12 protein-coding genes are annotated in these 13453 nt (G+C 38.8%); 6 read left to right on the top strand and 6 right to left on the bottom strand.

The window, feature by feature from the left end; translation table 11 throughout:
- Positions 1-401 precede the first annotated feature (401 nt).
- Positions 402-1001, bottom strand: coding sequence for a hypothetical protein (locus tag EGI31_RS04635; protein WP_255035996.1), 600 nt, complete (start codon positions 999-1001; stop codon positions 402-404).
- A 336-nt stretch (positions 1002-1337) separates the two neighbouring features.
- Positions 1338-1970, bottom strand: a complete 633-nt coding sequence (locus EGI31_RS04630) for a cation efflux transmembrane domain-containing protein (RefSeq protein WP_255035995.1) — start codon at positions 1968-1970, stop codon at positions 1338-1340.
- A gap of 145 nt (positions 1971-2115) precedes the next feature.
- Here EGI31_RS04630 and EGI31_RS04625 point away from each other — a divergent pair, with 145 nt between their 5' ends.
- The 3 genes from EGI31_RS04625 (at position 2116) to EGI31_RS04615 (ending at position 3799) form a co-directional block, all read left to right on the top strand.
- Positions 2116-2328, top strand: coding sequence for a hypothetical protein (locus tag EGI31_RS04625; protein ID WP_255035994.1), 213 nt, complete (start codon positions 2116-2118; stop codon positions 2326-2328).
- Positions 2329-2526: 198 nt separating this feature from the next.
- Positions 2527-3033 carry a 3'-5' exonuclease gene (locus EGI31_RS04620; RefSeq protein WP_255035993.1) on the top strand — a complete coding sequence of 169 codons (507 nt, stop codon included), beginning with the start codon at positions 2527-2529 and terminating at the stop codon, positions 3031-3033.
- 187 nt (positions 3034-3220) lie between these two features.
- On the top strand, positions 3221-3799 hold the full coding sequence (locus EGI31_RS04615; protein WP_255035992.1) for a PhnA domain-containing protein: 579 nt from the start codon (positions 3221-3223) through the stop codon (positions 3797-3799).
- A gap of 63 nt (positions 3800-3862) precedes the next feature.
- On the opposite strand, the gene EGI31_RS04610 is transcribed toward EGI31_RS04615, so the two are convergent.
- From EGI31_RS04610 to EGI31_RS04595, 4 genes are read right to left on the bottom strand one after another with little or no spacing between them, the layout of a single operon-like run.
- On the bottom strand, positions 3863-4234 hold the full coding sequence (locus EGI31_RS04610; protein ID WP_255035991.1) for an energy transducer TonB: 372 nt from the start codon (positions 4232-4234) through the stop codon (positions 3863-3865).
- A 28-nt stretch (positions 4235-4262) separates the two neighbouring features.
- Entirely contained in the window at positions 4263-5897 is a 1635-nt protein-coding gene (locus tag EGI31_RS04605; protein WP_255035990.1) for a M56 family metallopeptidase, read from the bottom strand.
- A gap of 9 nt (positions 5898-5906) precedes the next feature.
- Positions 5907-7169, bottom strand: coding sequence for a M56 family metallopeptidase (locus tag EGI31_RS04600; protein ID WP_255035989.1), 1263 nt, complete (start codon positions 7167-7169; stop codon positions 5907-5909).
- A 2-nt stretch (positions 7170-7171) separates the two neighbouring features.
- Positions 7172-7546, bottom strand: coding sequence for a BlaI/MecI/CopY family transcriptional regulator (locus EGI31_RS04595; RefSeq protein ID WP_255035988.1), 375 nt, complete (start codon positions 7544-7546; stop codon positions 7172-7174).
- A 136-nt stretch (positions 7547-7682) separates the two neighbouring features.
- Between EGI31_RS04595 and EGI31_RS04590 the strand changes: the two genes are divergently transcribed.
- The 3 genes from EGI31_RS04590 to EGI31_RS04580 all read left to right on the top strand — a co-directional run bounded on the left by EGI31_RS04590 (position 7683) and on the right by EGI31_RS04580 (position 13451).
- Complete coding sequence (locus tag EGI31_RS04590; protein WP_255035987.1) at positions 7683-8090, top strand: hypothetical protein; 408 nt, start codon at positions 7683-7685, stop codon at positions 8088-8090.
- A gap of 53 nt (positions 8091-8143) precedes the next feature.
- Positions 8144-10417: an FdhF/YdeP family oxidoreductase gene (locus EGI31_RS04585; protein WP_255035986.1), complete on the top strand. Its 2274-nt coding sequence runs from the start codon at positions 8144-8146 to the stop codon at positions 10415-10417.
- A 124-nt stretch (positions 10418-10541) separates the two neighbouring features.
- Entirely contained in the window at positions 10542-13451 is a 2910-nt protein-coding gene (locus tag EGI31_RS04580) for a reprolysin-like metallopeptidase (RefSeq protein WP_255035985.1), read from the top strand.
- Positions 13452-13453 lie beyond the last annotated feature (2 nt).

Raw genomic sequence — 13453 nt, 5'->3', positions numbered from 1 at the left:
TCTAAAACTTAGATTTGGAAATTTGTTAAATCTTATTAACGTTCATTCAGCGGAAGATTTTCAGAATAATCAAATAATTCACCTTCCAAAATATGTTCTTTTTTGCCGTAAGAATAGAAAGCTATCCAACCGATAAACGGCAAAAACATAACCGCCAATCCCCAAAAAACTTGGCTCTGGGCGGATAGAATTTCTTTTTACGAATATTGAAAAACCAAATGGCAAATGAAATAATCCAGAAGGGCATAGTGATGGGGTTTAGGTGAGTGTTTGTGTTTTTGCTTGGGTTAAAAAAAAATGTGTCAATGAATCCAATATCGGATTCCAAATCCTTAATGTCTGGCTTCGAGATTGTCCTTCGGAACAATCTGGAAGAACTGAGGATTTGATAAGTCTTTAAACTATCTTTGTTTGCAAAGACTATTATATTCCTTAGCTATTTTTATATGGTCATCTAATGGAATCTCGCCCTTTTCTAATTTTTCGATTAACATAGGACAATCTCCTAAAACTTTTTTAAGTTGCTCTATAGATTTTACTGTTTTATTAAAGAATAGAGGAAATACCTGGAAATCTCCATTCTCTCTCTGGTAACGGATGTATTCTGGATATGTAGGTGGTTTTTTAAATTCTCGAACTTTCAAAGAATAGTATATAAGCTGCAAATCACCGTCAACTAATAGCCTGACAAAGAAGCAACTTTTCGAAATATAAGCATCAGCGAAACACTTCGGAACCAAGTGATAGACTTCACCTTTGTCAATAAAAGATACACTTTTAACCTCCTTGACAGTTATTTTTTTTATTGAATCATTGTCCAAAACTCGTATTTTATCTTCGATTTCGCCAATTTTGGGCCTATCCAATAAAAGAAAATAAGGTATGTCCAATCTTAATTTGAGCGAATCTCCGTTGTTGGTAATTACCAAGCAGTCAAAGCCTTTTGCATTTGCGGTGGTCATGCTAGTTAAAAGAAGAAGAATGAGTATTTTAAAGTTCATAAGCGTTGTAGGTGTTTTTATTCGAGCTAAAAGTATGAAAATTAGCTATGGCTTTATTTAGTATTTTATCTTATCTTCACAAGTTACCCGGAGTGTTTAAGGACTTAATCCATACGAAATTACTATAAACTTTCTAAAAATCTTACTTGACAATGATTTAAATATTTGGAAGCCATGCTGCCTAAATGTAGAAGACTCTATGTAAACCAATTTCTGAAAAAAAATTTAAAAGCAAAAGAATTTATTATCCGGTAAGAACTATCAGGCAATAACTTAATTATCCTTTTGGGAAAGACTAGTGCTTTTGGAATTTTGTCTTAAAAGATATTTTTCCCCTCAATGACACCCACACTCATGCACCCCAGCCGCTTTTTCAAGCGATTCTTTGCCTTCGGTGTAGGAGAAATAGGCTATGCCGAGGGCTCCGAGGGCATCTATGTAGGCAAATGAAGTGAGGTAGTATACAAAACTGGAGCCGAGCAGCACCATGGACATGTACATGCACACTTTGGCACAGTTGGCGTCTGAAATGATGGCGTCGGACTGTAGGGCTTTCCCTACTTTTATTTTTTGCTGTATCAAATACCACATAAAGCCAATAGAAATGCTGGCAATAACTACGCCCGGAACGGTGTTTTTTGGTTCGTGTTTTTCGTAAATGCTCAGTGCGGCGGTCAGTACCAAAAGTATGGCCAAGGCATACAAACAATAACCCGTAATTCGCAATGCTTTTTTCTCAAATTCGGAGGTGTGGCTGCTGGGATTTTGCTCTATTCTACGAACCATCACCAATATGCCTATGCTCGAAATCATCTCTATGAAACTGTCCACTCCAAAGCCGAAGAGCGAGAGTGTTTCTTCTTCATAACCAAAATAGGTACTGACTGCACCCTCCAAGAGGTTATAAACAATGGTAAACCAAGATAATATCGTGGCGGTTTTGTAATATTTGTTCAATGAAACTTCCATGGTCAAAATTAAGTTTTTTAGCAGTGCAACAGTGAATCAAAAAGGAATTATTTATTTTTGATAAACTTTTAAAGTTTCGGTGTCTGAGCGGAGTCGAAGACACAAACGTAATGCCAATATGCCAAACTGTAACAAAAGATCTTACTTGACCGAAAACCTAGCTCTGGATGCCTTGATAGAGGCTCGGATACGCTTTGTGCAGAATTCGTCGGTAACGGTCTATCAATGTGAGGATTGCGGGCAGTGGCATTTGACTTCTCGTGGGAATTTGCACCCGAGATTGGCGAAAGAATTGGAGTCGGGATATGTGGAAAAAAGCAGATTGGCGTATCAGTGGGAGAAGAAGTTGGGGTATTGAGTTGTTATTTTTGACACAGAGTTTCACTGAGTTTTTTTGTTTACATACTTTGCGTTTTTGAGTTTCACAGAGTTTTCGCTTCGTTCAATGAAAAAATAACTTTTCTTTGCGACTCTGGGGCTTTGAGAGAAATAAATTTTGAATAAAAGAACCCCTAGCGTCTAGGCGACTTAGCGGGAAAAAAATATAACGAGGAATTTGGAATTTGTAGCGATAGATTTTGAGACCGCCACTTGGCACAAAGACTCCGCTTGTGCGGTGGGTATTGTGCATGTCAAAAACGAGGAAATTGTGGAGGAATTTTATACGCTCATTCAACCTCCGGGCAACGAATACATGTACCACAACACCAAAGTACATGGCATTACAGCCAAAGATACCTTTTTAGCACCGACTTTTGATGAGGTTTATCCTAAAATAAAGCAACTCATGCAAGGCAAAATGGTGGTGGCCCATAACGAATCTTTCGACCGAAATGTGTTGTATCACACCATGGAATCTTACGGGCTTAATTATTCTGACCTACAGATTAAATCGCGTTGGGAGTGTACAGTAAAGATTTTTAGGAAGAAAGGTAATTTTAAAGTGAATCTTGCTGCTTGTTGTGCCAGATACGATATTCCCCTCGACCACCACAATGCCCTTTCTGATGCTCGGGCCTGTGCCAAGCTTTATTTGATACATAAAATGCCTTTGTTTAATTAAGCATTGTCGTTCATTGGCACGCTGATGACGCCGATGCAAGCAACGCTGATTTTTACGGATTTTTTTTGTTCACTATACAACACAGAAAAGTAAGTCTTGTTAAGTGTTTCTCTATTAATGGTTTACATTTTTAGAATTCTTTTTGATTATAAAAGGTGTAGATTGCGGTGAATTATAAAATTAAAGAATGAACGAAAAAGAAATTATAGAACGCAGTGGTGGCGTTTGTGAATTGTCTGGATCATCAGACAACCTACAGATATACGAAGTGAGCCACGCTCCAAACGACTCAAACGATTCTTTTGCTTATATCAGCGAAACCTGTATTGAGCAAATAGTGGACAAAAACGCTACGGATCCCAATTTTTGGAGATGCTTGAACGACAGCATGTGGAGCGAAGTACCGGCCGTAAAAGTGTTGGCTTGGAGAATGTTGGATAGACTAAAATCTGAAGGTTGGCCAGGGGATTTGCTGGAAATGCTCTACCTCGAAGATGAAACCCTGGCTTGGGCCCAAGCTGGTGCAGATCAGCCGGAAGGAGAAGGCGATCCCGTTCACAAAGACAGCAACGGAGCATTATTGGCCGATGGCGACACCGTAGTTTTGACCAAAGACCTCAACGTAAAAGGCACGACCTTCACCGCCAAGCGTGGAACCGCAGTTCGAAACATCCGATTGGTAGATGACAATCCTGAGCACATCGAGGGAAAAGTAAACGGAACACAGATTGTGATTTTGACGAAGTTTATTAAGAAGTCGAGTTGATTTTATTTTATTTAGATTTTATTTGGAGCAGATTAGAAACATCAAAACTTCTAATCTGCTTTTTTATTTAAACACAATCGGCATGTGGTAATAGCAACGGACATGTCTATAATTCACTTGTCCAGGTTTCCATTTGGGCATTAGTTTTATTACTCTTTTGGCTTCTTCATCACAGGTTGGGCATAAACTACGCAAAATTTCTACATCGCCGATAGAGCCGTCTTTTTCTATCACAAATCTCAGGTTTACCATTCCTTTTTTGGTGGCTACGGCTTGGTTAACGTTTTCAGATATGAATTTGTACATTTCTTTTTGTCCGCCAATGTATTCTGGCCATTTATCAACCACGCTTATAAAAATAATATCATTGGGGTGGTCTTTGGGATTTTTAAGGGTATCAGAAACAACCTCATTTCCAAAACATAAGGTTGTCATGAAACAGAAATAGACTACCAATAAGAACCTATTTCTTCTCATTAGTTTTGATAAAATTGGTTTTGGTTTTTATCAAAATAACACCGTCTTTGGCTCTTGGGCCATATGCTTTTATTGCTTCTTCGCTTCTAAGTACACTTACACTTTCAATTGAATTTGGGCTAATGAAGTCCATTTTCTTATCCAGTATTTCTATATCATTTACGAAAATCAACCCTTTTTCTGAATAAGTGGTGTTGCCTTTAAATTGGATTTGGGCTTCTGTTTTATTGTCTCTATTCAAACCAATCATGGAAGGTTTTTTGGATTCAACAGATTGTTGAGAAGTTTCTTCAGGTGAGTATCCAACTACCACAAGTTCTTTACCTTCAAGTTCTTTTCTTTCTCTTTCCTCCAGCTTGAAAGAAATGGGCAAATTATAATAAACAGAAACAGATTTGCCATTCTGAATTGCTGGGTGCCAATCGGGCATATTTTGAACTACTCTCATGGCTTCATTATCAAGTTCAGGACTGACGCTTTTTACTATGTTGATATTGTCAATTTTACCATCGGATTTTATGACGAATTTTACATGTACTTTACCTTGAATATTGGCTTTTTGTGCTTTTCCTGGATAAATAATATTTTGACCTAAATATCTGTACATGGCCGACATCCCTCCTGGATATTCTGGATTTTGGTCAACAGTCGTAAATATTTCCTCAATTTGTGATGGTTTTGTAGTATCCGATTTAATTTCAGATTTTGGCGAATCAATGTGGGTAATTTCCTCCACTTTTAAAGGTTGTTCCTCCAATTTGGTCAATACATTCTCCAATTTTGGGTTATCCACAATTGTAAACGAACTAATAGCCAACATCACAAAGAAGGCTGGTGCCAGCAGGCCAAATTTCAGTAGGGCTGTTTTTTTAGAAGGATTTTTTGATAACATGATAATTCGAGATTTAAGTGTTGAATGATTAAAAAAATGTTGGGTGAATACAGTAGCAGGTTGAATACTAAACTGTTTGCTTACCAAAAGACTGGCATAGGCTATTTTGTCTTGGGCAATTTTACTGGCTTCCTCGTCAGCTAAAAACTCATGAATAATAGCGATAGACTTTTTATAGAAATAGATAACAGGATTAAACCAAAAGATTATCTGCAGCATTTCAAAGAATATCAAGTCCAAAAAATGCTTTTGCTTTACATGAATATCTTCGTGTCGAAATATAACGGACCTTAGCTCTAAGTGATTATCAATAAATATTTTACCAAGAAAAGAAAAAGCCGTTCCATTTGCGTTTTTATTTGATTTTAACCAAAAAAATGTTTTCAAAATTTTAACCAAAAATACCAATCCTGTCACAATCAAACCTACCAAATAGAGCCATTGAAAAATGTCAAGATAGCTGTAAGTTTCAACAATTGGGCTTACAACCAATTCTTCGCTCTGGAAGTACAAATCATTGGCTAAAGCCTGTATTTCAGCTGAAACTAATTCGGGTTTTTGCATTTTGCTAGACTTCACAAATGGCAAAACCAAAGCAAGCATAGCTCCCGCAACCAAAAAATATCGGTTGGCCTTGTGGAAAGTTTCTTTTCTGAAAAAAACAAAATAGAAACCATAGAAAATGACCAAAAACAGATTGGCTTTCAGAATATAGGCGAGTAATTCCATATTGATAGCTTAATCGAGTCTGTAGACAATCGGCATGTTGTAGTATACTCTCACATTTTTGCCGTTTTGAACCCCTGGTTTCCAACGAGGCATGCTTTTTACTACCCTTATGGCTTCTTCATCGCAGCCAAAGCCTATTCCTTTCATGACTTCTACGTTACCTATGCTTCCATCATCCTCCACAATAAACTTTACAAATACTTTTCCCGAAACATTAGCTCTCTGAGCGTCTGCAGGATATTGGATGTTTTGACCCAAATATTTGTACATTTCCGTCTGCCCTCCAAAAAATTCAGGACTCTGTTCCACAGCGGTGAAGATTGGTTTAGATCCAACATTTTCTGAGCTTGAAAGTCTTGCAATAGGTGGCGGCGGCGGAGGAGGAGGTGCGACTACCTTAGCACTCTCTAAAATGTCAATGGTCACTGGTTTGTCAATGGTTACATCCGAACATGAAACCGAACTGACCAAAACGGCCAAGAATAGGATAGGAGCCACCACACCATATTTCAAGATCGCCCAATTGTTCGATTTTCCTTTCAAGAGCATCTGAATCCTTATTTTCAAGGTCGATTTTTTATGAAATTGCTGAACAAAAAGATGCTCAGGGGCTATTTTGAATTGTTTGCTGAGCAAAAGTGTGGCGTAGTCGGCCACAGTAGGCAATGTGCGGCTGGCTTCTTCGTCGGCCAAAAACTCATGAAGGTTTTTGATGGTGGCTCTATAAAGATAAACCACCGGATTGCACCAAAATACCGTAGTGAGTAACTCAAAGAAGAACAAATCGAGGAAATGCAACTGGATGGTATGCACCCGTTCATGAGCCCGTATAGTCCGGAAATGAGGAAGTTTTTTATCAATTTTAATTACTCCAAAAAACGAAAATGCATTGCTTTCATTAAAACTTGGCGACTGAATGATGGCATAAGCTCTGGCCACACCAAACGCCAATTTTAAAAATAAAAAAGCGACAATAGTGAGGTACAGAATGCTGATAATCAGCACCCAGTTGAGTTTATGTTGCGTGTTTTGGGAGACCACCAACTCAGGTAGGTCATATTCATAAATTAGGCTTTGAATTTGCCCAGCCAGAGCCCAGGTTTTCACTGAACTGAGGTCGGCAAATGGTAGTAATACGGAAATGACACTGCTGCCAATCAGGTAAAACCTGTTGACCTGATGGAAGGTTTCTTTGCGGAGAAACAACCAGTAAATGGCATAAAAAACCACTAAAAATAAGTTGATTTGGACGAACGGGATTAGCTTTTCCATAATTATTGCCGTTTTTTCATTTCTTCTATCATTTTCAAAATTTCATCAGCTTCTTTGAGGTCTATTTGTTCGTTTTCCATAAAAAACGACATCATAGCACGGGCGGAATTGTCGAAATAACCAGCTCGAAGCTTGTTGGTCACAAACGCTCGGTAGTCTTCTTTGGTCACTGCGGGATAATACTGGTGGGTTTTTCCATAGGCAATATGTTTTACGAATCCCTTGGTTTCAAGTATTCTGATAATGGTAGAAACTGTATTGTAGGCAGGTTTTGGTTCAGGCAACACTTCTAAAACGTCCTTTACAAAGGCACTTCCTTGCTGCCACAGTACTTGCATTATTTCTTCTTCGGCTTTGGTTAATTCTTTTAAATTCATCACTAGATATTTTTGTTTAACCAAACTTAAAACTATTATTTTAGTTTTGCAACTATTTCGTTAGTTTTTTTGAAAAATATTTTGCTCCAACTTTTATCTCTAATTTGGAGTCCTAATTTAGTATAAAGAAATTTTTATGAAATATTTTATTCTGTTGGTTTTCCTAAGTTTGGGTTCGTGTTCTCAAAATACAATCAGTGCGGTGAAACTTTCTGGAATTTGGGGAAACGAAAATGAAAATACTGACTTGATGATCAACACCGAAAAGGCAATCTTTAATTTTACATGCGGAATTGCAGAGATAAATCAAGATATTTCAAATGAAAACACTGCAGTTTTTTTAAGGGAGGGGACTTACATTCAGCAGTTTGGCAATATTCCTGAAGACTATGATCCCGCAAAATATACTTATACCGCTAATTTCAGATTCACACAAAATCAGGATTTATTAATAGTAGAGATAACTAAAAAAACGGATGGTACTCATTTGGGAATATACAACTATCGAAAAGATGAAAAAGTGTTGGTGAAAAAGTGTCCGTGATTTTTTAATCCTTTTCAAAACAAAAGCTTATTTTTGGTTCAAATACCTTAAATATGACTTCAGCCCAACCACCAAAAGATTTTACTGGTTTAAAGCAAGAACTTGACACGTCACAGATGGCTGTTGGTTGGCCCGCTATATTATCAAGCGTCAAACATGTTTTTGGAGCCATGCCAGTGCGTAGAGGAGTGAAGACTCTTCTGAATCTCAATCAAAAAGGAGGAATAGACTGTCCAAGTTGTGCATGGCCCGATCCAGATGAACACCGGTCGGGTTTGGGAGAATATTGTGAAAATGGAGCCAAGGCCATTGCCGATGAAGCTACTACAAGAAAAGCCACCCCAGTTTTTTTTCAAAGATATTCGGTGGCCGAAATGGCTGCCAAATCGGATTATTGGCTTGGTCAGCAAGGGCGTCTGACTCATCCGATGGTTATACGAGAAGGCCAAACACATTATGAAAAGATATCTTGGGATGAAGCATTTGGCTTGATTGCAAAAGAGTTGAATGCCTTGGCCAGTCCGGATGAAGCTATTTTTTATACTTCTGGTCGCTCTAGCAACGAGGCTGCTTTTCTTTATCAATTGTTTATCAGGGCTTTTGGTACCAATAATCTCCCAGACTGCTCCAACATGTGTCATGAGTCGAGCGGCGTGGCTCTTACAGAAACCTTGGGTTTGGGCAAAGGCTCGGTTACACTTCATGATTTCGAAAAGGCGGAGGTGATCGTGATTATGGGTCAAAATCCCGGCACCAATCACCCGAGAATGCTCACTTCACTCGAGAAAGCCAAGAAAAATGGTGCCAAGATTGTGGCCATCAATCCACTGTTTGAAACGGGTCTTCTGGGTTTTAAAAATCCACAAACCATGGAAGGTTTATTCGGAAAAGGTACCAGCTTAACCGACTTGTATCTCCAAATCAGAATTAATGGCGATTTGGCCTTACTGAAGGCAATTTGCAAGCAATTGGTGGATCAGAAGTCTGTAGATAATGAATTTATTCAAAATAACACCTCTGATTATCATGAGTTTTTGCAAAAATTAAAGCAGGAAAATATTGAACAGCTTCTAGCTGATGCAGGTATTTCTAATGTGCAATTTCACGAATTTGTGCAGCTTTTGGCCAACAATTCTAAAATAATTGTCTGTTGGGCGATGGGGCTTACACAACATAAAAATTCAGTAGCCACCATTCAGGAAGTTGTGAATCTTTTGCTTTTACGAGGGGCTATCGGTAAAGAAGGAGCAGGCACTTGTCCTGTGCGTGGGCACAGCAACGTGCAGGGCGACCGCACCGTGGGCATCATGCACAAGCCTTCAGCGGCTTTTAACTCGGCCATCGAAAAGAATTTTAGATTTACACCACCTCAACAACATGGCTACGATGTTGTGGAGGCGATTGAAGCTATGCATGAGCAAAAAGCCAAGGTGTTTTTTGCTTTGGGAGGTAATTTTCTTTCGGCTTCACCAGATACAGAATATACAGCACAAGCTCTACGAAATTGCAAGCTAACTGTGCAGGTTTCTACCAAACTTAACCGCAGTCATTTGATTCACGGTAAAACCGCTTTGATTTTGCCCTGTTTGGGAAGGACCGACAAAGATTTGCAAAAGTCGGGACAGCAGTTTGTTACTACCGAAAATTCTATGGGAGTTGTGCAGAAATCGAAGGGTGTTTTGGAGCCGCTTTCTGAGGCTATGATGTCAGAACCAGCCATTGTTGCTCATCTAGCTCACGCAGTTTTGGGAAATAAACACCACATAAAGTGGCTTGAATATTCAGAAAACTATGCTTTGATCCGGGAAGATATCGCTAAAACTATCGAAGGATTTAAAGATTATGAGCAAAAAGTGAATGAGGGCGGTGGGTTTTATTTGCCCAATGGTCCAAGGGAAGGTAATTTTAAAACTTCTACTGGAAAGGCCAAATTTACAGTAAATTCATGGGAAAAAATAGAAGTAAAAAAAGGCGAGTACTTGATGATGACCATACGAAGTCATGACCAATTTAATACTACAGTATACGGCTTAGATGACAGATATAGAGGGATTTTTAACGAACGCCGAATAGTTTTTATGAATCCCAACGATATGTTTAAAGAAAACTATAAAAACTATGATAAAGTAGATATCATAAATGAATTTGGTGGTAATCAACGTGTGGCACAGAGTTTCATTGTAGTGCCTTATAATATTCCAAAAGGCTGTCTGGCGACTTATTTTCCCGAAGCGAATGTGTTGATTCCACTCCAGTCAAGGGCTGATGGCAGCCAAACCCCCACTAGTAAAAGCGTGGTGGTGAGGTTGTGTAAAATTAAAGGATAAAGCAAAAAGGAAAAATCTGGATAAAATGATGTGTTACCACCTAATTGTTTGAGAATATTTTAATTTTTTAAATGAATTTATTAACTTTCCAACGATTATTGGTTTTCCTAATATAAACTTCTCCATGAAAAAAAATACCTTGAGTATCCTGCTGATGCTATGTGCTTTTGCGTCATTTTCTCAAAGTACGCCCCAAAAAGTTACTTTAGATTTTGCAGGCTTATCTCAAAAACTTCGAATTTCAAAAACTGAAAATGTATTGGGTATTGGTAATGTTGGTAAATCTGAGGTTATCGTAAACTTGCCGATGTTGGATGGTCAAAATGCCGATTTTAGAATGGTGGAGTACTTCATCGTTCCTGAAGGCTCTAAAACAGACATCAAAACTTATTATGGAGAGAGGGTAGGTGATCCAATGGTGACCTGTAGAGTTACACTGAGTAAAGATAAATTGATGGCCAGTATATTGGATAATGGCCGTACGATTATTGTAGAAAAAGCCACGGGTTCATTGCTGAGTAATGATTATCAAGTGTATGAGCAGAAAAAAAGCCCGCAACCATGCGATAATGTAATAGAAGGGCAAATAAAAAATGGAAGAGTAGGTGAAACAAGAGGAATACTGAACTACAGCTATGGCAGCACGCTAAAAACATACCGATTGGCTTTAATAGTAACGAATGAGTTTTATGCAGACTTTATAGATGATGCAGGAGTAAATGACGAGATTGTAGCCATTGTTAACAACCTGAATGCTTTATATGAGAAAGAATTGGCAGTAAGAATGACCTTAGTTTCGCCTAATAATCCATCTAATGGTAATTTTTTTTATAGAAAAACAGAGGCCACGTTTCCCGTTAATGGAGTAGGCGGATATTATCAAAACCTCACAACTGTTCAAACAGAGTTAAATTCTCGATTTGGAAATGGCAATTATGATTTGGGTCACTGTTTACACAATTCAGGTGGTGGAGTGGCAAGTTTAGGAGTTGTTTGTAATACCAGCAATAAAGGACGAGGTTGGTCAGGCAGTACCACCGCCAATGGTATTTTGCTTTTTGCTCATGAATTGGGTCATCAGTTTGATGCTCCACATACCTTCAATGGTGCGAGTTCAGGTAATTGCAGTATTGGAAATAGGTCAGCCACCACTGCTTTTGAGCCCGGAAGTGGCAGCACTATCATGTCTTATTTTGGTACTTGTTTTTTACCAAAGTTTGATTTATCCGGCTCACCTACCGGCTATTTTCATACCAATTCTTTGGAAAGGATGTCCTTATATGTAGTAAATACGGCTACTAATAAAGGAGGTACTTGTGGTACCATTGGTGCAACTGGAAATACGGCCCCAATTGCTAATGCAGGTTCAGATTTTACAATACCAAGAAACACACCTTTTAAGCTTAAAGGAACAGCTACTGATGCAAATAATGATCCTTTGACATATACTTGGGAACAGCTTGACAATGCAGCAGTCTCGGACACCTCTAGGATTGGTCATACGGCTAATTCGACAGGAATTAGTGCTGTTAATAGTTCGACTGCCCCGCTTTTCCGAAGTAAACAGTCTACTTCTGGAGAGAGAATATTTCCAAACATGAGTTTTGTATTAAATAATGTTAATAATCCTGCGGATGAAGAAGGCGAGGATTTGCCAAATGTAAGTCGGGCCTTGAATTTCAGGCTTACGGCAAGGGATAGTAAAAATGGTGGAGGAGGTGTACATTGTGACGCTGTGGTAGTAACTGTTGATGCAAGCAGAGGCCCGCTATCGGTTACATCGCCTAATACTGCTGTTTCATTAGCAGCTGGTGCATCACATACAATTACTTGGGCAGTTAACAGTACCAATTTACTAAGTCCGAATGTGAAAATTTTGCTTTCTATTGATGGTGGAGGCTCGTTTCCATTTACGTTATCAGCTTCGACACCTAACGATGGCAGTCAGTCAGTTACCAGTCCCTCCAATGTACCTGCGAGCTCAACAGCCAGAATTATTGTAGCCAGCAATAACAGTACGACTGCTGAATTTTTTGATGCTTCTGACGTTAATTTCAACATAACATCAACATGCCTTGTCAAGGGTTCTTTTATTTGTTCAGAAACGCCTGTTTCGGCTCAGCAGGGGAATTTAACTTTGAATTTGGGAATGTCAAGGGTAACTGGAAACTTAATTCTCAATAACACTAAAATTTTGGTTGCAAGCCCAACTTCCAGTAGGCCTTTGGTAAATTACACAAGCAATAGTTTTACTACCTGTCAAAATCCAGGTAACAGGTCATCCATATTATTTACATTCCGAGTTTCTAAAGCCGGTTCCTATAGCATACGTGCCGATGGCGATAATGGTTCAGATTTTCAGCCATTTAGTGTATTTAGCAACAATGCTTATAATTGCTCCAACTTCATCGGAAGTAATTCCTATGGAAATATTGGCTGGGTCTCAAGCCGCTCTATGCAACTAAATGAATGCCAAACATATTACATTTTGATTAATCCTTTATATGGCCCAAATAACATAACTTTGTCAATTTCTGGCTCAGGAGATGTTTACGAAGTACTTTCAGACCCCCCAGGTTTCTCTTACACCTACACAGCAGTAAACCAAAGTACAAATCTTATAACAGATGTATCACCATCATCTAATTTCATGGGAACTTCTGCCGGAACTTACAGGATTTATGGATTGATGTATGCCAATGGATTTAATACCAACACTTTGATTGGAAATTCAATAGAACAGGCCTATGGATTAGGAAACTGTTTGTTGTTTAGCAACAATTCTAAACCAGTTACCATTATTGCCAACCCATGTTCTACAACCCTCACGCTCGTAAACCCAGCAGACAATATTTCGTCCGGGAATGTAGCCAAAACTGCGGCCAGTGGGGTGGGAGGCAAGATTACGGCCACCAATTTGGTAACAGGGACAGGCACTAGGGCCACTTATAATGCACGTTCAATTGAGCTCAATCAAGGCTTTCTGGCCGACCAAGGTACGGTTTTTAGGGCCGAGGTTGGTGGCTGCAATTGATT

The sequence above is a fragment of the Lacihabitans soyangensis genome, from assembly GCF_024343775.1.
Taxonomy (GTDB): Bacteria; Bacteroidota; Bacteroidia; order Cytophagales; family Spirosomataceae; genus Leadbetterella; species Leadbetterella soyangensis.
Note: the sequence above shows the minus strand (reverse complement) of the source record. Positions and strands in the feature narration are given on the sequence as shown.